At 63.6% G+C, this 21000-nt stretch carries 24 protein-coding genes; 10 read left to right on the top strand and 14 right to left on the bottom strand.

Annotated features, from left to right (window positions below; all coding sequences use genetic code 11):
- Positions 1-12: 12 nt before the first annotated feature.
- From AC2ETI_RS17725 to menE, 4 genes are read left to right on the top strand one after another with little or no spacing between them, the layout of a single operon-like run.
- A complete protein-coding gene (locus AC2ETI_RS17725) occupies positions 13-276 on the top strand; it encodes a hypothetical protein (RefSeq protein WP_483634169.1) in 264 nt (87 codons plus the stop codon).
- Between the two features lie 54 nt (positions 277-330).
- The gene (locus AC2ETI_RS17720) at positions 331-666 is read left to right on the top strand and encodes a DUF3349 domain-containing protein (RefSeq protein WP_019744335.1); all 336 of its coding nucleotides are present in this window, start codon (positions 331-333) and stop codon (positions 664-666) included.
- A gap of 4 nt (positions 667-670) precedes the next feature.
- Complete coding sequence (locus AC2ETI_RS17715) at positions 671-973, top strand: DUF3349 domain-containing protein (RefSeq protein ID WP_019744336.1); 303 nt, start codon at positions 671-673, stop codon at positions 971-973.
- On the top strand, positions 970-2109 hold the full coding sequence (menE, locus tag AC2ETI_RS17710) for an o-succinylbenzoate--CoA ligase (RefSeq protein WP_020968952.1): 1140 nt from the start codon (positions 970-972) through the stop codon (positions 2107-2109). The genes AC2ETI_RS17715 and menE overlap by 4 nt, the downstream gene beginning before the upstream one ends.
- 54 nt (positions 2110-2163) lie before the next feature.
- Here the strand turns inward: menE and AC2ETI_RS17705 are convergent, their stop codons facing one another.
- Complete coding sequence (locus AC2ETI_RS17705) at positions 2164-3057, bottom strand: hypothetical protein (RefSeq protein WP_483634168.1); 894 nt, start codon at positions 3055-3057, stop codon at positions 2164-2166.
- Positions 3058-3212: 155 nt separating this feature from the next.
- Here AC2ETI_RS17705 and AC2ETI_RS17700 point away from each other — a divergent pair, with 155 nt between their 5' ends.
- Positions 3213-4220: a daunorubicin resistance protein DrrA family ABC transporter ATP-binding protein gene (locus tag AC2ETI_RS17700; RefSeq protein ID WP_003941960.1), complete on the top strand. Its 1008-nt coding sequence runs from the start codon at positions 3213-3215 to the stop codon at positions 4218-4220.
- Positions 4217-5044, top strand: a complete 828-nt coding sequence (locus tag AC2ETI_RS17695) for an ABC transporter permease (RefSeq protein WP_003941848.1) — start codon at positions 4217-4219, stop codon at positions 5042-5044. Before AC2ETI_RS17700 ends, AC2ETI_RS17695 begins: the two co-directional genes overlap by 4 nt.
- A 21-nt stretch (positions 5045-5065) precedes the next feature.
- On the opposite strand, the gene AC2ETI_RS17690 is transcribed toward AC2ETI_RS17695, so the two are convergent.
- Positions 5066-8314, bottom strand: a complete 3249-nt coding sequence (locus tag AC2ETI_RS17690) for an AfsR/SARP family transcriptional regulator (protein ID WP_483634167.1) — start codon at positions 8312-8314, stop codon at positions 5066-5068.
- 49 nt (positions 8315-8363) lie between these two features.
- Between AC2ETI_RS17690 and AC2ETI_RS17685 the strand changes: the two genes are divergently transcribed.
- Positions 8364-9233, top strand: coding sequence for a 1,4-dihydroxy-2-naphthoate polyprenyltransferase (locus AC2ETI_RS17685; protein ID WP_019744341.1), 870 nt, complete (start codon positions 8364-8366; stop codon positions 9231-9233).
- A gap of 12 nt (positions 9234-9245) precedes the next feature.
- Here the strand turns inward: AC2ETI_RS17685 and AC2ETI_RS17680 are convergent, their stop codons facing one another.
- Genes AC2ETI_RS17680 through AC2ETI_RS17665 form a run of 4 tightly spaced genes read right to left on the bottom strand, consistent with a single transcriptional unit; the run spans position 9246 to position 11321 of the window.
- Positions 9246-9626, bottom strand: a complete 381-nt coding sequence (locus tag AC2ETI_RS17680) for a phage holin family protein (protein WP_003941998.1) — start codon at positions 9624-9626, stop codon at positions 9246-9248.
- 49 nt (positions 9627-9675) lie between these two features.
- Positions 9676-10272 (bottom strand): Clp protease N-terminal domain-containing protein, encoded by a 597-nt coding sequence (locus tag AC2ETI_RS17675; protein WP_283384611.1) that lies wholly within the window; start codon positions 10270-10272, stop codon positions 9676-9678.
- Positions 10273-10277: 5 nt separating this feature from the next.
- Positions 10278-10529, bottom strand: coding sequence for a helix-turn-helix domain-containing protein (locus AC2ETI_RS17670; RefSeq protein ID WP_003941869.1), 252 nt, complete (start codon positions 10527-10529; stop codon positions 10278-10280).
- Between the two features lie 54 nt (positions 10530-10583).
- Positions 10584-11321, bottom strand: coding sequence for a lysophospholipid acyltransferase family protein (locus tag AC2ETI_RS17665; RefSeq protein ID WP_007728504.1), 738 nt, complete (start codon positions 11319-11321; stop codon positions 10584-10586).
- 122 nt (positions 11322-11443) lie between these two features.
- Between AC2ETI_RS17665 and AC2ETI_RS17660 the strand changes: the two genes are divergently transcribed.
- Positions 11444-12067 (top strand): GNAT family N-acetyltransferase, encoded by a 624-nt coding sequence (locus tag AC2ETI_RS17660; RefSeq protein ID WP_019744345.1) that lies wholly within the window; start codon positions 11444-11446, stop codon positions 12065-12067.
- Here the strand turns inward: AC2ETI_RS17660 and cds1 are convergent.
- Positions 11965-13068, bottom strand: a complete 1104-nt coding sequence (gene cds1 / locus AC2ETI_RS17655) for an L-cysteine desulfhydrase Cds1 (protein ID WP_019744346.1) — start codon at positions 13066-13068, stop codon at positions 11965-11967. The genes AC2ETI_RS17660 and cds1 overlap by 103 nt on opposite strands.
- Complete coding sequence (locus AC2ETI_RS17650; RefSeq protein ID WP_019744347.1) at positions 13065-13451, bottom strand: DUF4229 domain-containing protein; 387 nt, start codon at positions 13449-13451, stop codon at positions 13065-13067. Before AC2ETI_RS17650 ends, cds1 begins: the two co-directional genes overlap by 4 nt.
- A 291-nt stretch (positions 13452-13742) precedes the next feature.
- Here AC2ETI_RS17650 and AC2ETI_RS17645 point away from each other — a divergent pair, with 291 nt between their 5' ends.
- Complete coding sequence (locus AC2ETI_RS17645) at positions 13743-13955, top strand: BldC family transcriptional regulator (protein WP_003942029.1); 213 nt, start codon at positions 13743-13745, stop codon at positions 13953-13955.
- A gap of 164 nt (positions 13956-14119) precedes the next feature.
- A complete protein-coding gene (locus AC2ETI_RS17640) occupies positions 14120-14326 on the top strand; it encodes a hypothetical protein (protein WP_019744349.1) in 207 nt (68 codons plus the stop codon).
- A 25-nt stretch (positions 14327-14351) separates the two neighbouring features.
- Here the strand turns inward: AC2ETI_RS17640 and AC2ETI_RS17635 are convergent, their stop codons facing one another.
- The 6 genes from AC2ETI_RS17635 to AC2ETI_RS17610 all read right to left on the bottom strand — a co-directional run bounded on the left by AC2ETI_RS17635 (position 14352) and on the right by AC2ETI_RS17610 (position 20933).
- Positions 14352-15725 (bottom strand): MinD/ParA family ATP-binding protein, encoded by a 1374-nt coding sequence (locus AC2ETI_RS17635; RefSeq protein ID WP_483634174.1) that lies wholly within the window; start codon positions 15723-15725, stop codon positions 14352-14354.
- Between the two features lie 475 nt (positions 15726-16200).
- Entirely contained in the window at positions 16201-17163 is a 963-nt protein-coding gene (gene ccsB / locus AC2ETI_RS17630; protein ID WP_047889757.1) for a c-type cytochrome biogenesis protein CcsB, read from the bottom strand.
- On the bottom strand, positions 17160-18824 hold the full coding sequence (resB, locus tag AC2ETI_RS17625; protein WP_021333939.1) for a cytochrome c biogenesis protein ResB: 1665 nt from the start codon (positions 18822-18824) through the stop codon (positions 17160-17162). Before resB ends, ccsB begins: the two co-directional genes overlap by 4 nt.
- A complete protein-coding gene (locus tag AC2ETI_RS17620) occupies positions 18821-19669 on the bottom strand; it encodes a cytochrome c biogenesis CcdA family protein (protein ID WP_003941906.1) in 849 nt (282 codons plus the stop codon). Before AC2ETI_RS17620 ends, resB begins: the two co-directional genes overlap by 4 nt.
- A 2-nt stretch (positions 19670-19671) precedes the next feature.
- Positions 19672-20277: a TlpA disulfide reductase family protein gene (locus tag AC2ETI_RS17615; protein ID WP_021333937.1), complete on the bottom strand. Its 606-nt coding sequence runs from the start codon at positions 20275-20277 to the stop codon at positions 19672-19674.
- Positions 20274-20933, bottom strand: a complete 660-nt coding sequence (locus tag AC2ETI_RS17610; protein ID WP_003941868.1) for a histidine phosphatase family protein — start codon at positions 20931-20933, stop codon at positions 20274-20276. Before AC2ETI_RS17610 ends, AC2ETI_RS17615 begins: the two co-directional genes overlap by 4 nt.
- Positions 20934-21000: the final 67 nt, after the last annotated feature.

The raw sequence follows: 21000 nt of genomic DNA, 5'->3' as shown, positions 1-21000 counted from the left end.
GGGCGCAAGAGAATGCATCTACTCACCGATACCCTCGATTCGCTCTGGCAGGTAGTGGCAGTAGGACTGCTCTTCGGAGCGGGACTGCCGGCGATCTTCGCATTCGGCCTCAAGTCGCTGAGCCTGCCTAATGCCGACGGCACCGAAGGACCGACCACCCTGGGTAAAATGGGTGCGTACCTCTGTTTTGCGATCGTGCTCGTCACGATCTTCGCCGGAATTCTGTTGTTGATGAAGAACTTCTTGGCCAGCACGTTCGGAATCCACGTCTTCTGAGTGGTCGTCGCGGCACACCACTGAAACCACCGAAACGAAAATGAGGCCGAGGATTTGAGCAAGTATTCATTGCGCAGCGTGCTCGACTGGCTACGCGCCGGGTACCCCGAGGGCATCCCGGACAAGGATCATTTCGCCCTGCTCGCGGTTCTCCGTCGACGTCTGACCGACGAGGAGATCGAGCAGGTCGTTTCGATGTCCATCGAGTCCGCGCACGAGGTACCGGACCGCCACGTCGACTACGACACGATTCGCGCCATCATCGAGGGGATCCTCAATGAGGAGCCGTCCGAGGACGACGTCGATCGTGTCACCGAAAGACTGCGCGCAGGTGGGTGGCCGGTTATCGAAGACGTGGACGCCGACAACGAAGTTCGAGATGTGAGCTGACGTCATGGCTCTTCCGCCCTTCCTCACGTCGATAGTCGGCTGGTTGCGGGCCGGCTATCCCAATGGCGTCCCCGAACAGGACTACATCCCGCTCTTCGCACTCCTCACTCGCAGACTCTCCGAGGCCGAGGTCGACGCCGTCGCCGACGCGTTGATCGAGGACGGCGATCTGCCCATCGAGAAGACCGACATCCAGGTCCTCATCACGAAGATCACCAACGAGATGCCTCTCGAAACCGATGTCGACCGCGTGCGAAGCCATCTGGCTGACGGCGGTTGGCCCCTTGCCGGGCCGGACATCCGGTGAACGTTCTTCGCACACTCGCGGTTCCGCAGGGCGAGGCGGCTTTCGAGGTATTGCCTGCCGTCGCGCAGATCCTGGGCGGCGAGCACGACGCCGTGCTCCCCGTCCCGGCTGCCGACGCACGCGAGACGGCCCGACTGAGCGACGCTCTGCACCCCGATCAGCCCATCGACGACGGCGTCTCGCTGGTGGTCGCCACGTCAGGAACCACGGGAACGCCGAAGGGCGCGATGCTCGGTGCTGATGCCCTGCGTGCCAGCGGCGACGCGACCCACGAACGCCTCGGCGGCACAGGATCCTGGTTGCTCGTTCTCCCTCCGCACCACATCGCCGGTATGCAGGTTCTGCTGCGCAGTGTTCTCGCCGGAACGCAACCGGTGATCGTCGACGTCAGTGCGGGTTTCGACCCGGCAGCGCTTCCGGGCGCCGTCGCCGCGATGAGCGGACCGCGCCGCTACACCTCCTTGGTGCCGACGCAGTTGGTCAAGGCGCTCGGTGATCGCGCCGCGGTCGAGGCGCTGGCGTCACTCGACGCGGTTCTGCTCGGCGGCGCTGCGACTCCCGCGCCGGTACTCGCGCAGGCCACCGAAGCGGGCATCACCGTCGTCCGCACCTACGGGATGAGTGAAACCTCCGGCGGTTGCGTCTACGACGGAATCCCGTTGTCCGGAGCGCAGATTCGTATCGACGACGGGCGAGTGCTGCTGGGCGGACCGATGCTCGCGTCCGGGTACCGCGGGCTTCCCGACCACCCCGCTTTCGCCGAACCCGGTTGGTTCCGGACCGACGACGCCGGAGCAGTGGTCGACGGAGTCCTGCGCATCAGCGGCCGGTTGGACGAGGCAATCTCCACCGGCGGGCTGACCGTCGTACCGCAGGTGGTCGAGGCCGCGCTGGCCGATCACCCGGCCGTTCGCGAGTGCGCGGTGATCGGCATCGAGGACCAGCGGCTGGGGCAGCGGGTGGTGGCCGTGGTCGTACCCGAGGGCGAAGCTCCGACGCTCGAGGAACTACGCGCACATGCTCAGCGGACACTCGACGTGACCGCAGCGCCGCGCGAGCTGTTCGTCGTGGACGCACTGCCGCTCCGGGGGCCGGGCAAGCTCGACCGCGCCGCTCTGGTGGCTCGGTTCAGCTAGCAGCCGCAGCACGATTGTTCAGCCGCAGGCCTGATCAGCGCCGCGGCTGCACAATCAGCGCGCGGCTCCGCGGAGGCAAGCCCGCTCGAACCTTTCGCGGACACGTTCGAAGTCGCGAAGATCCGCCCATACCCACCGGAACACCTCGAACCCCGCGTCCCGGATCGCGTCCTCCCGCAGTTTCTCGCGCTCTACCGCCCTCCCCGGATTGTCGCCGCGATACTTGACCATCCCGTCGAACTCGCCCACCACACCGTGCTCTTTCCAGAAGAAATCGACTCTCCCGATGAACCGGCCACCGTGACGGATCTCGTGCTGCAGGGTCGGCATCGGCCAACCGTCGTCGCGCATGCGTACCCGGCTGATGGACTCCCCCGGACTCTCGGCACCTGGTTCGATGAACGTCGCCGCCACTCGAGCGCGACTCATTCCCAGCCGTCCGCGCGCATGATCGAGCGAAGCGTCGACGTTCTCACGCCTCATCCCACGTCGCAGGGCGCAATCACCGATCACCACGGCGGTCTCGAACGGCGTCGTCCGTGCGAGGTCGACGAACGTTCGCGCAAGCGACGTGGTTGCGACGCCGTCGATCAGCACGACCTCCTCGGCCGGGACCACTGCCGGATGAAGATGCAAGGTTTGACTCTTCCGCCCACCCGAGCACCGGTTACGCGTCATGTGCACGGTGCCCAATCGCAATCCGCCGCAATCCAATCCGTGCAAGACCGCTGCCGAAGCGTGGCTCACGATTGCGCCTGGTCCACAGCTTTCGGTGGCTACCATGACAGCGCAGCGGTGGCGTGCTCTCGCATCGAGTTCGCGGAAGTGATCGGCGCGCATGTAGATCCCCGCTGCGATTCGGTGCAGCTCGCCGCGCCTGACCGCTCGCTGCAACTGCGCGTCGCTGGTGCCGTCGCGGTGAGCCTGTGCCCGCGTGAGAATCTCCATGCAGCGAGCGTGATGCCGCCGCGCCCGCACACCGACAAGCAAGATCCGTCTGGGGATTGTTTGCCGGTTGTGGAGCACCGACCCTCGCGCGCTGTGCAAGTAACCGCAAGTTCCACGCAAGGTCCATGCAAGATCGATCTGCCAAGCTTCATCCCATGAACCACACAGCTTCGCCTCTTGCCATCGAGGCCGACGGACTCGTCAAGAAGTTCGGCGAGCACCGCGCGGTCGACGGCGTCAGCCTCACCGTCCCCACCGGCTCGGTGTTCGGCGTCCTCGGGCCGAACGGCGCCGGCAAGACCACCACTGTCCGCATGCTCGCCACCCTCCTTCGCCCCGACGGCGGTGAGGCGCGCATCTTCGGTCACGACGTCAGCCGTGAACCCACCGCGGTCCGCTCCCTGATCGGCGTCACCGGGCAGTACGCCTCCGTCGACGAGGACCTGACCGCGACCGAGAACCTCGTGATCTTCTCCCGGTTGCTCGGCCTGAGCCGCCGCGATGCGCGCACCAAGTCCCTCGAACTCCTCGAGGAGTTCGACCTGGTCGAGGCCGCAACCAAGCCGCTGAAGAACTTCTCCGGCGGTATGCGTCGGCGCCTGGATCTGGCGGCCAGTCTGATCGCTCGCCCGCCGCTCCTGTTCCTCGACGAGCCCACCACCGGCCTCGATCCGCGCACCCGCGCCCAGATGTGGGTGACCATCCGGCGACTCGTCGCCGAGGGCTCGACGGTGTTGCTCACCACGCAGTACCTCGACGAGGCCGATCAGTTGGCCGATCGCATCGCAGTGATCGACCGAGGTCGCGTGATCGCGAACGGCACCGCCGACGAACTCAAGGCTTCGGTCGGGATCTCCTCCCTCCAGCTCAAGTTGGTCGACCGTGACCGAACCGAGGAAGCTCGCTCGCTCATCGCGGCTGCGCTCAGCGTCGAGGTGGGTGTCACCCCCGAAGTCGGGCGGATCACCGCACCGCTCAGCGACCCGTCGATCACTGCGGACCTGTTGATCCGTCTGCGTGAGCAAGGAATTGCCGTCGACGAGATCAACGTACAGAAACCCAGCCTGGACGAAGTGTTCCTGACCATTACCGGGCACCAGCCCGAAGACGGTGGACGCAACGACGCCCAGTCCGACAACGACTCCGATCGGAGCGTCGCATGACAACCACCCTCACCAAACCCCGGTCGCCGATAGCCCAGCCGGATGCCGCACCCCGCCGCATCAGCCTGCAGCAGAGCTTCGCGAACACGTTCACGATGGCGTACCGCGGAATTCTCAAGATCAAGCACAACCCCGAGCAACTGTTCGACGTCGTCATCCAGCCGATCATCTTCACGTTGATGTTCACGTACATCTTCGGCGGCGCGATCGCCGGTGACGTGACGGCATATCTGCCGACGATCATCCCCGGCATCCTCGTCCAGACCGTCATCACCGGTTCCATCGTCACGGGCACTCAGCTTCGTGAGGACATGGACAAGGGCGTGTTCGACCGCTTCAAGTCCCTTCCCATCGCTCGTATCGCCCCGCTGTCCGGCGCATTGCTCGCCGACGTCGTGCGCTACGGCATCGCCACGACCATCACGTTCATCGTCGGTTTCGCGATGGGATACCGCCCCGCAGGCGGCGTGGTCGGCATTCTGTCTGCCGCGATTCTGGTCATGGTGTGCGCGTTCTCCATCAGCTGGATCTTCGCCCTCATGGGCGTGCTGATGAACAAAGCGTCCACGGTGCAGGGTGTTTCGATGCTCGTGCTGTTCCCGCTGACGTTCCTGTCGAATGCGTTCGTCGATCCTGCCACCATGCCGAGTTGGCTTCAGAAGTTCGTGAACGTCAATCCGGTCTCACACTTGGTGACCGCGGTTCGCGAGCTGGCCAACGACGGTCACTTCGGTATCCACGTCGTGTGGTCGTTGGTCGGCGCCGCGGTGATCGTTGCCGTCATGGCGCCCCTGACCGTCCGGATGTACATGCGCAAGACATAAGTCCCGCAACATCGTCCAGCTCTAATCCAGCACCGGTCCGCGAAGCGCAGCCAACACTGCTTCGCGGACCGCTCTGCGTGAGTAGCCCGACACCTTCTCGGTTTCCACAGACCACCTGTCGACTCCCACCACACCGACAGCGAAGTCGGAGAGACGCGCATGGTGGAGCGAGACGAAGTCCTGTCTCCCCGGCATTTTCAACGACAGAGCCATCAGTTCGACCCCTCGATCGATGTTGCCCGTGACAAGATCGAACGACCCGATCGCCGACGCCAACGAACCCGCGAGCGGCAGGTCCGCATAACCCTTGGGATCGAACTTGAGAGCACTCGAATCCTTCATCTGCAGAACACGACTTGCCACGAGTTCATGTCGGCCGTGAACGACGTGAGCACACACGGCCGCAGCACCGAGCAGAACGACGAAGGGATCACCGAAGATGTTCTCGATCGCAGAGCCCAACAACTCCAGTGCTTCTCGATACCTGGCCAACCCTTCGTCGATTCGGCCGTCCGCGAGATCCGCCTCGGCGATGCTCGCTATGAGCGCCGCGCGCCGTTGATCGGTTTCGATGGCACCGGTCCCACCCGAGTGCGCCAAGGCCGGACGTGCCCGATCGAGAAGTGTTCGCCCGCCGGCGGTGTCACCGGATGCGATCATTGCTCCGGCTTGAAAGCAGATGAGCTGCATCGCCTCGTCACGTGCACCGAGGCGTTCCATCGACGCCGCCGCAATCGCGTAGAACTCGATGGCCTCGCCGTATCGCGCGGATTGGCTGTGGACCGACCCGACATGCTGGGCCGCCATCGCAAGGCCCCACTCGTCACCGGCATTGGTCGCGTAGTCGAACAACGCTTCCCCGTCCAGCAAAGCGCCCCGCAGATCCCCGATGTTCTCGCGCATATTCGAACGCGCGGACAGCGCAGCCATTCGGGTCTCGGGGTCGGAACTGCGAACGCCTTCCGCGACCAAACGCGCAAGTCTGTGGTTGGCGATCCCACTCGTGGTCAGCTTGATCAGAAATGCGAACAACGGACCGAGATCATCGCGCTCACGCAACAGCTTTCGAAGACGAACCCGCGCGCGGGCATGGTTTCGATCGGTCTCCGCGAAGAACAGATGCATCGCCACCAGGATGAACGTCGCGCCAACCAATTCTGCATTTACATCGCGTAGATCGTTGTCCGCGGTCGCCCCGACGATCTTCGACGCCCAGTTCGAGACTTCCGAATTCGATCCTCGTACGGCCCACAGAATCGCGAGGACGGGAAAGACGTTGGCTACGGTCACCGCGTCGCCGCGCTCGACAGCCCAGCGAAGAACAGCCAGAAGGTTGTCGTGCTCGGCGTCGAGGTCGGCAATCAGACGCAACTGATCCGTGCGTGCACGCACGACGGCGTCCTCTGCGATCGCGATTGCCCAGACATCCAGGCGCCGGATCACTTCCGGCCCCTCTCCGGACGCGGCGAGCTGCTCCTCGCCGTATTCACGGACCGTCTCGAGCATGTAGTACCGAAGCTCACCCTGCCCGTCGCTGACGGAAAGAAGTGACTGATTGACCAGCGCTTCGACAGCGCCGGCCACATCGTTCAACTCTCCCCACCCGGCAACGGCCTGCGCCGAGGAAAGCGTGAAACCTGCCGGGAATCGGCACAATCGACGCAGCGCAATCTGATCCCCGCTGCCCAACAGATTCCAGCTCCAGTCGATCACCGCGTGCAGCGTGCGATGCCGATCCGGAGACGTCGGATCATCGGAGCGCAACAACGCGAACCGATCTCTAAGTCTCGAACCGATTTCGTCGACGCTCATCGTGCGGACCCGGGCAGCCGCGAGTTCGATCGCCAACGGGAGTCCGTCGAGCGTCGTACACAGCTTGACGACCGCGTCGACGTCCAGATGAACGGACGGCCGCACCGCACGGGCTCTCGCCGAGAAGAGTTCGACTGCCGAGCCGGTTCCGTCGTCGATCGCCAACGGCGGCAACGGGTACACCGCCTCGGCACTGATCATGAGCGGCGAACGACTGGTGGTCAGTACCGTCAGCTGACGACCGGCCGCGATCATCTCGGCCACGATCTCCGAACACGCGCCGATCACGTGCTCACAATTGTCGAGGATGAGCAACATCGGGCCGGCGGACAGCGCCTCTTTGAGTCGCTCTCGCGCCGAATGCGTCCGGCCGACGGTCAATTTGCCTGGCGCCAGATCGGATTCGCTGATTCCGAGGGTGCCGCCGATGGCCGCGATGACATCTTCGCTGCTGCGCAACGACGCCAACTCCACGAGTACCACCGCGACGCCAGGCTGGTTCACGGATCCGCGTAGGCCCAATTCGTGTGCGAGACGGGTTTTTCCGGCGCCACCGGGTCCGAGAATGGTGACCACACGTGAGCGAGCCAGCAAGGATTCGATCTGGTCGATGTCGCTGTCGCGACCGAGCAAGGTGTTGGGGGCGGCGCGTAGACCGATCGCCCGCGCAGCTCGCGGTGTTGCCGCAGGTGCCCCGAGAAGTTCCGTGTTCAGAGTCACCAGTGCGGGTGACGGATCAGCGCCCAGGCGATTGGCGAGGTGGTTGCGGAACTCCGCGAACACTTCGAGTGCCTCGTTGACTCGGCCGGCTCCGGCGAGCGCACGCATCAACGCTTCAGCCGCTGTGTCGTCGAACGGGCTAGCCAGATGGCGTCCGCGCACCAGTGGAATTGCGGCCGCGTACTCCCCCAACGTGAGCAACGCGTCGATCTGCACCGTCTCCAGTTCGTCGTACACGCGGCCTGCGTCGAGCGCCAGACGATCTGCGACGTCGCCGACCACGTCGCTCCCGGGGGTACCGCGCCACAGGCGCAGCGCCGCGGTCGTGACGGCGAGTGCCTCGGACGCGTCGGCGCCGCCGGCGCGCAGACGACGGACGGCGTCCGCTGCCCGGGCCAGGTCGACACGCTCCCGCGCGAGAGTGAGCCGGTATCCGGCCGCCGTGACTTCGAGCGCCCCGTCCGGAAGTGCAGATCGCAGGCGCGAGACCTGAGTGTGGAGGGCGTTCATCGGTGAGCGCGGCGGCTCCAGCCCCCAGACGTCGTCGATCAGGCTCTGCGCGGTACGGGGCTCACCCGGAATGCGAGCCAGCGCAACCAGCAGAGTTCGAGCTCGCGGACCTGGCAACGGAACCAGACGATCGCCCACTTTGGTCGAAATGGGTCCGAGCAAGGCAATGTCTGCCGGGTCTTCGCCCGACTGCGCGTACCTGGCGCGCTCACTCACGTCTCGAGTCATGTGCTGATCCACCGCGTTCGATCGTATTGCACAGTGCAAAGATCGTTGTATGGCAACAGCTGCTCAATGGATCGAAGGCGCGAGGCCGCGCACACTCCCGAACGCGATTGCGCCCGTGCTGGTCGGCACCGGAGCCGCGGCGTCCCTGGACCTCGCAGTGTGGTGGAAGGCGCTCCTGGCACTGATCGTCTCCTTGGCCTTGATCGTCGGGGTGAATTTCGCGAACGACTACTCCGACGGAATCCGCGGAACGGACGACGACCGCGTCGGGCCACTGCGCTTGGTCGGATCGAAGTTGGTCAGTCCCGGAGCTGTGAAGGCCGCAGCGATCAGCTGCTTCACCGTTGCCGCGGTAGCCGGGTTCGTTCTGGCGGCGACCACAGCCTGGTGGCTGGTTGCGGTCGGCGTGTTCTGCATCATCGGTGCCTGGTTCTACACCGGCGGCAAGAAGCCGTACGGATACAGCGGGTTCGGCGAGATCGCCGTGTTCATCTTCTTCGGGCTGATCGCAGTGCTGGGAACTCAATTCGTACAGGCCGAACGGGTGGATCTGGCCGGGCTGGCCGGCGCGATCGCCATCGGTTCATTCTCGAGCGCGGTGCTCGTTGCCAACAATCTTCGAGACATCCCGACCGACACCGAGTCCGGAAAGATCACTCTCGCAGTCCGGCTCGGCGACGCGAAGACCCGCACGCTGCACGTGATCCTGCTGGCCGTCCCGTTCGTCGCGACCCTGCTGCTGATCCTGCGTACTCCGTGGGCCCTGCTCGGATTGCTGGCGTTGCCTCTGGCAATCCGAGCCAACGCCCCACTGCGTTCGGGCGGGCAGGGTATGGCCCTGATCCCCGCGTTGCGCGACACCGGACTCGCCATGCTCGTCTGGGGTGCCGCGACCGCAGTTGCGCTCAGTCTCGCCTGAACGTCGACGTACTCAACGATTGTCGGGGACGAACGCGCTGAGCAGAAAGTTCACGATCGAGATGATCAGCGCGCCCCAGACTGCCGTCCAGAAGCCGTCGACCGTCAAGCCGTAGGACGTTCCGGACGAGATCCACGCCGTCAGCATCAGCATCAGGGCGTTGATCACCAGCGTGAACAGTCCGAGGGTCAGGATGAGCAGCGGTAGTGAGAGAAGCTGCACTACCGGCTTGATGAAGGCGTTTACCACCGTGAAGATCAAAGCGATCACCGCGATCACGAGAACCGTGCCCCAGGTGCCGTTGTCGTGGTTGGCGATCGTGATGCCGGTGACCCACGCCGACGCCAGCCAGATGGCTATGCCGTTGATGATGAGACGTGCCAGAAATGTCATGTCTGAATGCTGGCACATCCCGCCCCGTGCATGCGGAGCCGTGCCGAATCTAGGCGGCGCGATTCATCTTCGCTTCCAACCGCTCACGGATCACCGACATCGTGACCTGCGTTTCGAGGGCCTGACGGGTAGGCCCGTCGGCGACACGCAGGATGCCGAGCAGGATGTGTTCGGCACCGATTCGATTGTCCTTGTGCGCGAGCGCTTCACGAAGCGAGAGTTCCAACACCTTCTTGGAGTCCTTCTCGAATCGTGAACGAGGAAACCCGAATCGGCCTTTCCGCGAAGTATCGACACCGTCCGGCACGGGCGTCTCGTCCAGCACACCTTCACCGAACGACTGCTCGAGGCTTTCCCGAACCGCATCGAGATCGATGCCGATCGACTTGAGTATCTCGGCGTCGTCGTCGAGATTGTTCGAGCCAGCGCCTTTCGAGTCAGCGCCTTTCGAGTCACCGCCCTTCTTGCCGGCGCCGGCACGGCGGATCGCGTCGAGGGAGACACCGGACTCGGTGAGCACCTCGGTGGCGATGCCCCGATCAGAGGTGAGCAGCGCGGTCAGAAGTTCCATCGGCGTGACCGGACCGGATCCGGCGACAGCATCGACAACGACGCCACGAGCCTGTGCGGAGAACCTTTCGAACATGGCAATTACCTGCCCTTCTCGCGCAGTGAACGCAGCATCGATTCCGACTGCGCGGACGCGTATTTCTTGTGGACGGCTTGACGGCTGACCTCGAGAGCTTCCGCGATCGCCTGCCAGGACCATCCGTGACGGCGCGCATTGGCGACCTGAATGGCCTCGAGTTTTTCGAGTAGACGACGCAGCGCTCGAACAGCACGCAATCCCTCGGTGGGATCCGGGCTACCGGCGGCAGCAGCGAGAGAGGTTGCTTCGGTCATGTTGTCAATTTAGGTTGACAACCGGAATTTGTCAACCAAAATTGACAGGCGCGCCTAGTACCCGGCGACGGCCCCGTCCACTGCCACCTGCAAGTCGGCCTGCACAGTTCGGGCGATATCCATCGGCTTGTCCGGAAGTTCGGTCACCGGCATTCCGACAAAGACACTCGCAGCCTTGACGTCGCCGGCCACCGGACCGTAATTGATGCCGATCGACACCAGGGCCGGTGAGCATCCCAACTTCTCGGCGCGCGCGACGATGTGGCCGATTCCGCTGTTGACGTGCTGCAGCCGCGTCGGATCTTCGGTGTTGCACGTCCCTTCCGGGAAAATCGCCAGACAGTCCCCGTTGCCCAGCCGCTCGGCCGCGACGTCCATCATCACTCGGCCGGCATCCGAAACTGCACGAAGGCCGTAGTTCTTGCTGCGAAAAACCGGGATGCTGCCCATCATGTCGACCTTCTTGCGCTGTGAAGGATCAACGAAGAGTTCGTCTTTGGCGAGGACCCGGGTCCGTCCGATCACTCGACGCAACGGAGTACGCCACGCGGTCGCGGCGAGCGTGAACTGGTCGCTCTCGGTCAGATGATTGACTGCCACGACCAACTGCGTCTTACGTTCGAGCAGAGTCTTCAGCGCGGCTTCCGCACCCGGCGCGTACCTCACTCGCGGGCGGTACTTCAGCGCCAATGCGGCATAAGCGAGCTTCGCCACGAATCGGTTCTGCTGATGACTGCGGTAGTACTCGTACACAGCCTCGTAATTGTCGAGTGAAACTTCAGGATTGCCCATGATCCGCCCTCGCTGGAGAAGTGCCCCTTGATCAAACGATACACAACCTACGGTTGCGTAGGTTTGCGTTACAGAAGGCGTAGCGCTGGGAGAAACTCCACTCTCGAGGTAAAACGGTTTCTGTGATCCGCTCGGCCATATCCACCGACCTACCCGCACTGCAACAGATCGAGATCGCCGCGGGCGAACCGTTCCGAGACATCGGGATGGACGCCATCGCAGACGATCCACCGCCGACGCTCGACGAGTTGAACGATTTTCTCGCAGCCGAGCACATCTGGGTTCAGACCGACGCAAACGACGTACCCGTTGCGTATGCGCTCGTCGAGATCGTGGACGGCGGTGCACATATCGAACAAGTTTCCGTTCACCCCGATCATGCCCGCAAAGGCCTCGGAGCTCAGCTGATCGACGCCGTCACCGAATGGGCGGCGGACCATCACCACGATCTCGTGACTCTGACGACGTTCGTCGACGTTCCGTGGAACGCGCCGTACTACGAGCGACTCGGGTTCGTGCGTCTGGCCGAGAACACGCTCTCTCCCGGTCTGATACGCATCAGAACGGACGAGCAGGCGTCCGGGCTGGACGCCTGGCCGCGCGTGACGATGAGCCGCCCGTCACACGGTCCGGCGCCGGCGATTCAGGAACTGGCGGTCCACGCACCGGAACGTACGAACTCGTCCAACACTGCCGTCGGACCGAGCAGGTCGATCCCTTCCGACGCCACCCATTCGTCGTTGTAGTACGTGCCCGAGTAACGCTCTCCGCCGTCGCACAGCAGCGTGACGACGCTGCCGCTGCGCCCGGCTGCCATCATCTCGGCAATCAACGCAAAAGCTCCCCACAGGTTCGTCCCCGTCGAGCCACCTACTTTGCGCCCCAGGGCTGTGCTGGCGTGCCGGGCGGCCGCGATCGAGCCTGCGTCCGGCACCTTGATCATTCGGTCGACCACCTGACCGACAAACGACGGTTCGACGCGCGGACGGCCGATGCCCTCGATCCGGGAACCCCGTGTACCGACGATCGACGGATCGCTCGCTCGCCACGCGTCGAAGAACACGGAGTGCTCCGGATCTACCACGCACAGCCCCGTGTCGAATTTCCGATAGCGAAGAAAGCGGCCGATCGTGGCGCCGGTTCCGCCCGTCCCGGCTCCGACGACCACCCAGTCGGGAATCGGATGTTCCTCGTGCTCGAGCTGAGTGAAGATCGATTCGGCGATGTTGTTGTTTCCACGCCAGTCCGTCGCGCGCTCGGCGTGAGTGAACTGGTCCATGTAGTGACCGTTCAACTCACTCGCGAGCCGATGTGATTCCGAGTAGATCGAGGACGGATCGCTCACGAAATGACAACGTCCACCCTGCGCCTCGATCAGTGCGATCTTGGCGGGACTCGTGCTCGCGGGCATCACCGCGACAAAATCCAGGCCGAGCAACTTCGCGAAATACGCCTCGCTGACAGCCGTCGAACCTGACGACGCTTCGATGACGGTGGTCTCTTCGGTAACCCAGCCGTTGCAGATGGCGTAGAGGAAAAGCGACCGTGCGAGTCGATGCTTGAGACTTCCCGTGATGTGGGTCGACTCGTCCTTCAGATAGAGCTGGACGGTCCAGTTACTCGGCAGCGGATAGCGCAGTAGGTGAGTGTCCGCGCTGCGTTGCGCGTCGGCTTCGATCAGCCGCACCGCGTTGTCGACCCACTGGCGCGAGGTCCGACGGTCGACGTCGAGCGACTCCGTGGTCACCGCCCGTCTCCGCGCAGCTTGGAGCGAAGATCGTCACGATCGGACCGACGCTGGGCGTCGACCGCCGCGATGCCCGCATTGACACGCTTGCGCAGTTTCGCGAAGAGCAGCAGCGACAGCGGCAGCGCGATCAGAACTGCGAACAGTGCCGCGACGATCAGGGGAACGTCGGTGCCGGCGAGCTTTCCGCCACCGATGATGACGGCACCGATCACGACGACAAGCAGCAGCCGAGCGACCGAGTACAGCACCACGTCGCGGGCTAGTTGACCCTTGGTCACCGGCCCGGCAGCCGACTTTGCTTGCCCAGAGTTTGCGGAGGGTTTACTGGCCTTGACCGGCTCAGAAGGAACATTTTCGGGGTTTTCAGACAACTGACTCACCCTCTCAGGTTACCCATTCCGAATACGGGTGGGACTGAGCCCGCTATATCCATTTTGTCCTTTACTTAAACATTACTTTATCTTGAAAGATCGACTACCCGGCTATATCTGTGCAAACATTGCGCTACCACTCAGAAAACGGTCGAATGTGAGCGAAGGACTTCGAAACAAACTCGACGCAGGTTTTTGGCAACTGGTCGACACAACGGTTCGGAACCAAAGTTCGGAATCACTGCTCGGTTCGGAATCACTGTTCGTCAAACGTTCGACATCAACATGGAGGACCTCACAATGAGCGCACCAACCTTCAATACCGCCGCAGACGCACTCATGACGCCCGGACAGGTAGCGGCATTGTTTCATGTCGATCCCAAGACCGTGACCCGCTGGGCACACGCAGGACGACTGGGCTCGCTTCGCACACCAGGAGGACATCGTCGATTCCGTGAGACCGAGGTCATGCAGCTTCTGCGCTCGCTGACCACCGAAGCGGACAACAACTGAGCAACTTCAGCTCACGTCGAAGTACATGTAGTACCCGACAGATCTTGCAGTACCCGACAGATACAGCACTAGCGCACTGAGCCGAAACGCTTGTCCGCACCACTTCTGGTGAAGCGGGCCGGAGACTGAGTAGGCTCGACTTCAGTTCCCTGAGGAGGTGCGCCGTGTTGTATCTGTTGGCGTTGGTGGGTTTGGTGACATTGATCGTTCTGATGTGGAAGGCGTTCGGGCCCGATCCGTCGACGCGTACCCCGGTGAGCGGCGTACGCGGGCCGGACGACGATCCCGAATTCCTGTGGAATGTGAACCAGCAAACACGACGCAAGCGCACGGAAGGGCCGGACGTACCGCCGACTGACACGTCGACGTAGCGTCCGGGCTCACCCGGCTATCCGATTACCGCCCCGGCAACGCGAACGGGGAGGCAGGAAAGTCCTGCGCAACCACCGCAGCCAACTCCAGCACCGCTTCCCGAGTACCTGGACGCAGCCGGTCCAGATCGATTTCGGCGCCCTCTTCCAAATGCGGATCGAACGGAATCAGTCTCACCGCTCGACAGCGCTGCTCGAAATGCTCGACGACCCGGGGCAGATCAACCTTGCCCGAGCGAGGCCGTACCGCGTTGATGACGGCTACGGACGTGGCGACCAGCCTGCTGTAACCGTGAGCGTCGAGCCAATCAAGTGTCGCGGAGGCGCTACGTGCACCGTCGACGGATCCGGAACTGACCACGATCAACGAATCTGCACCTTCGAGAATGGCCTGCATCGCCGAGTGCATCAATCCGGTGCCGCAGTCGGTCAGAACTATGCTGTAGAACTTCTCGAGCATGTCGACCGTGCGCGTGTAGTCCCCGCCGCTGAAGGCTTCTGAAACTGCTGGATCGGTGTCGGATGCAAGCACTTCGAGACGGTGGCGATTCTGCGATGTGTAGCCACGGACGTCGCTGTACTTCTCGATGCTGTTCTCGTCGCGCAGCAGGTTTCGCACTGTTGCCGGAGTTTCGAGCGGGATCTTCTGGCTCAGCGTTCCCCGGTCGGGGTTTGCATCGACAGCGACGACGCGATCGCCGCGGATCGACCCGAACATCGACCCAAGTGTCGCAGTGGTCGTGGTTTTTCCGACGCCACCTTTGAGACTGAGCACCGCAACCTTGTAGCAGCCCTGCAACGGCTGGTTGATCTGGCGCGTCAACTCGACGAGGTGCTGCTCCTTTGCACCGTTTCCGAGGTTCACCGATCGGCCGGACAACGTGTACAGCGCCTTACGCCAGCCACCCACCGGGGCAGGCCGGACAGGCCGCTTGACGAGGAGCGCAGCCGAGAGATCTTGCGCAGTCATCGGGAGAGCTGACTCGAAGCGACTGTCCGGAGCCGAGTTGAATCCGGTCTGCGGCATCGGAGCGCGAGTAGGTGGCGCTGTCGGCGGGGCCATCGGCATGGCCAACCCATTCGGCACGGCCTGACCATTCTGCAGGGCGTGGCCGGTCTGCTGGGCCTGGCCGTTCTGCAGGGCGTGGCCGGTCTGCTGGGCCTGGCCGTTCTGCACCGGCGCAGCGCCGGGGTGCCCGAACTGCCGAATCACGGGATTGGGCGGATGCACGCCGGGCGCAAAAGGCGCCTGCGGGTGCTGGAGCGGTCTCGCGGATCCATGCGCGGTCGGACTGGGCTGCGAATTCTGGACAGGCAGCGAATTCTGGACAGGCTGCGGAGCGCCAGTTCGCGAATCCGGAACCGACCCTGCGCGATTCGTAGGTTCGTAGGTCTGCATCGGCATCGCGGGCGAGGTCGAGAACTGGCCGTTGATCGGGCCGGGCTGTGCTGCCGGATACTGGATGACCGGAGTCTTGGGACCTGGTACCGGCGCCGCCGGAGCCGCTGGGGTCGTCGCCGGCGGCGGAGCGGCGGGTGCACTGGGCGCCTGGCCGGCGACTTGCTGGAGCGGGCCGGAGTCGACCGGGGCCACGAAGAGACTGCGAACATCACTGGGAACCGAGTCGGATGACGGCTCGGGCGCGGATGTGCGTAGCTCGCGCCGCGTCGGCTCGGCAGGACGCACCGGCTCCCACAATCCTGCTCCGGCGTCTTCGATCTTGTCGGCCATCTCGCAGTTCCCCCTCGTCGATCCCGCAGCTACCAGACAGCTAGTAATTCACCAAGCTGCATCGTAGCTGGCGCCGCCCCTGACTTACCCACCGGTAATACCTACAGACCGGTCGGCAGCCACCCACGGTACCTCGAGAGGATCAGTTGAGTCCCGCGTAGGAGTGCAAGCCGGACACGACCATGTTGATGATGAAGAGATTGAACAGCATCGCAACGAATCCGGCGATGTTGATCCAGGCAGCCTTCGTCTCCCGCCAACCAGACGTTGCCCTCGCGTGCAGGTAGGCCGCGTAGATCACCCAGGCGATGAAGGACATCGTCTCTTTGGGGTCCCAACCCCAGAAGCGTCCCCATGCAGCTTCCGCCCAGATCGCACCGAGGATCACACCTGCGCCGAACAGCGGAAACGCGATGATCGTGCTCTTGTATGCCAAGCGGTCGAGCGTCTGGGCATCCGGCAGTCGCTCTGCGATCCGGCCGCCGATGCTCGTGCCTTCGTCACCGGGCGGGAACTTCAGTCGCAACAGGAACAGGAGGCTGGCGATACCGCCGATCATGAAGATGCCGGAGCCGACGCTGACGATCGTCACGTGAATCGGCAGCCAGTACGAGCGCAGCGCCGGCACCACGGGAGCCGCGTCGGCGTAGAGAACCGTGCCGGCGAGGAACATCAAGATCAGAACTGGTACCAGCAGGAAGACCCACATCGGACGGTACGCCGGCTTGATCAGCAGGACGTGCCCGACCAGCAACGACGCCGCACACGCCATCGCCACGAATTCGTACATGTTGCCGAGTGGGAATCGTTCCGTCGCAAATCCGCGGAGCACGATCGACGCGAAGATCAGTACCGTTCCGACAACCAAGACAGCTCGGCCCATTCCGCCGAATCGCTCCGAGAGCGACTTGGTCGGAGTCTCCGCGACCCTGCCAGGCACGGACGCATCGACTCCGCCGGCGGTGACCAGTTCCTTGTCCTGAACCGCCTTTGCTCTGGCCGACGCGTACTGCACGATGAGCAGCACAAACGCCAGCACAAGCACGGTGAAGGCGGACTTGAAGGCCCAGTCGCTGTACTGCGCGAGTGTCTCGTTGGTTGTCATCGGGCGTTCTCCTGCGCGTGCGGTTGGTTCACCGCGGTGGTCGGATTGCTTTTCAGCAAGCGGTCGGCGAGGCGGTCGAACTCGTCGCCCCAGCCTGCGTGGTCGGTGCGGGCAAGCCCACCAAGTTCTACTACAGTACGTCGTTCGTCATCTGGATAGATACGTGCCCAGACGCGGCGACGCTTGATCACGAGCGAGACGAGTAGCCCCGCCATCATCGTCAACGCTGAAACCAGTACCCACACCTGAGCGGGATCGTGAGAGACCTGCAGGTTGACGAAGTCGACGGCACCATCGAATCGCACCTGAGTTCCGTCGGCAAGCGTCGCGCTCTCACCCGGGAACAGATTGACTCGATCCTGCTTGACCAGCCGGCCCTGATTGATCAGTTCGGTGTTGAGTTCGAACAGCGATTGCGGGTTACCGGTATCGAGTCCGGTATCACCCTTGTAGATGTCAATGGCGACTGCCGGATCGTTCATCGCCGGGTAACTCGACGACAGCAGGTTGCCGTGGAACAGCGCTGTGGGCGCGAACAATCCTTCGATGGCAATCTGATTCTTCCGGCGCTCGTCCGTATCGGGATACATGCCGCCCGGCGGGTCGAAACGCATTGCGCCACTACTCAGGAACGTCGTGGCGTCGTCCGGACGCCACTGGAGCGTCTCGGTGCGGGTCTCACCGTTCGGGAACGTGACGGTGAATGTCGGCGCGTATCCGTGTCCCTGCAGGTACACACGATCGCCGGCGATCCGCAGCGGGTGGTTCACCTGGATGGTCGTGTCCCGCCAGGTATCGGACTCGAGGTCGTCGCCTGCCTGGTACGAGATGTCCGAGGTGAACATCTCGGCCTGACCGGTCTCGAGGTAGTCGGCCTGGAAATTCTTCACACGGACACACAGCGGAGTCATGCCGGTGCCGTCGAGGCTCAGGCCCGCGACGAACGAGTCGAACACTGCCGGCGAAGTCGTGCAGAATCCGGGGCCGTCGTTGGCGATGACGATGCGATTGCCCTCGTAGCCGAACAACTTGCCCGCGGCAATCGCGATCAACAATCCGACCAGGGACAGGTGGAACACGAGGTTGCCGAATTCGCGGAGGTATCCCTTCTCCGCCGAGATGGTGATCTCGCCTTCGCGTCGTGATTTCGTATCGCCGCGACGCGTTTCGACGCGCCACCCACGCAGTTCTTTCGACACCCGGGCAGCAAGTTCGTCGGGAGTCTCGCCGTCGACGACGCTCTTGGTGTGGTGCGGCAGGCGAGCAAGATTGCGCGGCGCATTCACCGGACGGGTGCGCAGCGCCTTCGCGTGCTCCACGCAACGCGGCAGGATGCAGCCGACCAGCGAGATGAAGAGCAAAGCGTAGATCGCGGTGAACCAGAAGCTGCTGAACACGTCGAACAGTTCGAGGCGGTCCATCCACGGACCGAGCGTCGGACGCGCGGCGATGTAGTCGGCGACCTTGCCCTCGTTGAGGGTTCGTTGTGGCAGCAGGGCGCCGGGGATCGCCGCGAGTGCGAGGAGGAACAGCAGAACCAGCGCGGTCCGCATCGAGGTCAGGCCGCGCCAGGTGTTGCGCCCGAGTGCAACGACTCGACCGATCACCGACTGCTTCGGCAGCACGGGTGTCGGGTTGTCGTTATTGTCGTCAGCTGTCATATCGGCAGCGTCACCTCCGAGATAAATGCGTCGCGAACCCAGCCGACGAACTGGTCCCACGCGCCTGTGACGAGGGCGATTCCCACTGCCACCAACATGATTCCGCCGAAAATTTGAATGGTGCGTGCATTACGACGCAACCAGCCGACGCCGGTCAGCGCACGCGCCGATCCCAGCGCCAAGATGATGAACGGCAGGCCGAGTCCGATGCAGTACGCGACGATCAAGGTGACACCGCGCGCGGCGGTCATCCCGTCGGTTCCCGCGGCTACGGACATCACGCCTGCCAATGTCGGCCCGAGGCATGGCGTCCACCCCAGCGCGAACACTCCCCCGAGCAGCGGCGCCCCCACCAGCGACGACACACGACGCGGTTCGAAACGGACGTCTTTCTGCAGCGCCGGGATCAGTCCGATGAACACCAGACCCATCGCGATCGTGACCACACCGCCCACGCGCATCAGGACCTCGCGGTTGACGAGCAGAGTCGAGATCACGCCGAACACCGACGCGGTCGCGAGAACGAAGACGACGGTGAAGCCGGCGACGAACAGTCCGGCCGCACCGGCCACCCTCAGGCGACTGCTCCGGGTGATCGTCCGGGTCCTCGCCTCGTCCGCGGTGATCGCGGGGGCGTCGGCGCCGACGACGCCGGCCAGGTAGGACAGGTAGCCGGGAACGAGCGGCACGACGCACGGTGAAGCGAACGACACCAGACCGGCGAGCACACAGGCGCCGAGGGCCAGCAGAAGCGGACCGGACGACGCCGCGTTCTGAAACGCTTCGCCCACACCGGCACTCAGTGTGTCGCTGCCTGCCAGCAGCGTGGTGGTCGTGGTTGTCATCTTTACTGCGCGTCTTCCTGAGCTACTCGCTGGACGACGGGCAGCAAATCCTCGGCGAGAAGTTCTTGGAGGAACACCGCGGCAACGCGATGCTGGCGGTCCAGGACGATCGTCGTCGGAATGACCGACGTGGGGTAGCCGTCACCGAGGGCGATCAGCGAACGCATCGACGGGTCGTAGATCGACGGGTACGAGACCTTGTTGTCGACCACGAAGTCCTGCGCTTTGTTCTTGGTGTCGTCGCGGACGTTGATGCCGAGGAACTGCACGCCCGAATCCTTGGTCTGCTCGTAGACCTGTTCCAGGTCGTCGGCTTCGGCGCGGCACGGCCCGCACCACTGACCCCAGACGTTGAGGACGACGACCTTGCCCTCGAAGTCGTCGACGCCGACCTTCTTACCTTCGTTCATCAGATCGGGCCCGGAGAGCTTGCCGATGGTGCCTCGGTCGGACGGTGGATCGTAGAAGATCTTGGTCTGCCCGCCCGGTGAGACGAAGTCGAAAGTTCCGCCCTGTGCGACGGCGTCGTCGCCGGTCGCGCAGGACGAGAGAAGAAGCATCGCCGACGCAGCGGCTGCGAATGCTGCGGCGATGCGGCGCGAAATCATGCTCCTGTCACTCTCGGGTCGGAGGCACCGGCAGGTTCGGAGTAGACGATGTCGACCAGGGTGTCGCCCTCGTAGACCAGTGAGGTCAACGAGGCCAGTCCACACTGACGGTGACGGGGATCGTGCCAGAGACGCTCGCCCTGCAGGAATCGACGCAGTGTCCAGACCGGAAGCTGATGGCTGACGACGACGGCTTCGTGTCCGACTGCCGCGACGCGTGCGGCGTTGACGGCTGCGAGCATGCGATGAGCGATCTGCAGGTAGGGCTCGCCCCAGGACGGGGTGAACGGGTCACGCAATTTCCACCAGTGACGCGGACGTGAGAGCGCACCGTCCCCGACGGCAACCTTGAGACCCTCGAACTCGTTGCCTGCCTCGATGAGGTTTTCGTCGGTGACGATGTCGAGCTTGTGTGCCTCGGCGATCGGCGTCGCGGTCTCTTGTGCGCGCTGCAGCGGCGACGCGACCACGTGGGTGATGTCGTGATCGGCGAGCACCGACGCGACCGCACGAGCCTGGGCTTCGCCCGCCACCGACAACCGGAAGCCCGGGAGCCGTCCATAGAGGATCCCGCGCGGGTTGTGAACTTCGCCGTGGCGAAGGACGTGGACGATGGTGCGGGTGGACGTGTGGTCGGGGTGATCGGCGTCGGTCACAGTCGAGGGTCCTCGCTGAAGAAGATGGATGTCGGAAGCGTGCGGTTGTTGCTCGAGCTTGAACGTG

The sequence above is a fragment of the Rhodococcus sp. MurmanLake-1 genome, from assembly GCF_056945715.1.
The sequence above is the reverse complement of the archived record's forward strand: the minus strand, read 5'-3'. Positions and strand labels throughout refer to the sequence as shown.

What these genes read in the sequence shown, in the direction of transcription:
- AC2ETI_RS17670 (WP_003941869.1), bottom strand. Translation starts at nt 10,529, where the DNA reads ATGACCGAAGCAACCTCTCTCGCTGCTGCCGCCGGTAGCCCGGATCCC.
- AC2ETI_RS17715 (WP_019744336.1), top strand. Translation starts at nt 671, where the DNA reads ATGGCTCTTCCGCCCTTCCTCACGTCGATAGTCGGCTGGTTGCGGGCC.
- AC2ETI_RS17635 (WP_483634174.1), bottom strand. Translation starts at nt 15,725, where the DNA reads ATGCAGACCTACGAACCTACGAATCGCGCAGGGTCGGTTCCGGATTCG.
- AC2ETI_RS17620 (WP_003941906.1), bottom strand. Translation starts at nt 19,669, where the DNA reads ATGACAACCACGACCACCACGCTGCTGGCAGGCAGCGACACACTGAGT.
- AC2ETI_RS17695 (WP_003941848.1), top strand. Translation starts at nt 4,217, where the DNA reads ATGACAACCACCCTCACCAAACCCCGGTCGCCGATAGCCCAGCCGGAT.
- AC2ETI_RS17690 (WP_483634167.1), bottom strand. Translation starts at nt 8,314, where the DNA reads ATGACTCGAGACGTGAGTGAGCGCGCCAGGTACGCGCAGTCGGGCGAA.
- AC2ETI_RS17665 (WP_007728504.1), bottom strand. Translation starts at nt 11,321, where the DNA reads ATGGGCAATCCTGAAGTTTCACTCGACAATTACGAGGCTGTGTACGAG.
- ccsB (WP_047889757.1), bottom strand. Translation starts at nt 17,163, where the DNA reads ATGACAACCAACGAGACACTCGCGCAGTACAGCGACTGGGCCTTCAAG.
- resB (WP_021333939.1), bottom strand. Translation starts at nt 18,824, where the DNA reads ATGACAGCTGACGACAATAACGACAACCCGACACCCGTGCTGCCGAAG.
- AC2ETI_RS17645 (WP_003942029.1), top strand. Translation starts at nt 13,743, where the DNA reads ATGAGCGCACCAACCTTCAATACCGCCGCAGACGCACTCATGACGCCC.
- AC2ETI_RS17700 (WP_003941960.1), top strand. Translation starts at nt 3,213, where the DNA reads ATGAACCACACAGCTTCGCCTCTTGCCATCGAGGCCGACGGACTCGTC.
- AC2ETI_RS17680 (WP_003941998.1), bottom strand. Translation starts at nt 9,626, where the DNA reads ATGACATTTCTGGCACGTCTCATCATCAACGGCATAGCCATCTGGCTG.
- AC2ETI_RS17725 (WP_483634169.1), top strand. Translation starts at nt 13, where the DNA reads ATGCATCTACTCACCGATACCCTCGATTCGCTCTGGCAGGTAGTGGCA.
- AC2ETI_RS17615 (WP_021333937.1), bottom strand. Translation starts at nt 20,277, where the DNA reads ATGATTTCGCGCCGCATCGCCGCAGCATTCGCAGCCGCTGCGTCGGCG.
- AC2ETI_RS17705 (WP_483634168.1), bottom strand. Translation starts at nt 3,057, where the DNA reads ATGGAGATTCTCACGCGGGCACAGGCTCACCGCGACGGCACCAGCGAC.
- AC2ETI_RS17685 (WP_019744341.1), top strand. Translation starts at nt 8,364, where the DNA reads ATGGCAACAGCTGCTCAATGGATCGAAGGCGCGAGGCCGCGCACACTC.
- AC2ETI_RS17675 (WP_283384611.1), bottom strand. Translation starts at nt 10,272, where the DNA reads ATGTTCGAAAGGTTCTCCGCACAGGCTCGTGGCGTCGTTGTCGATGCT.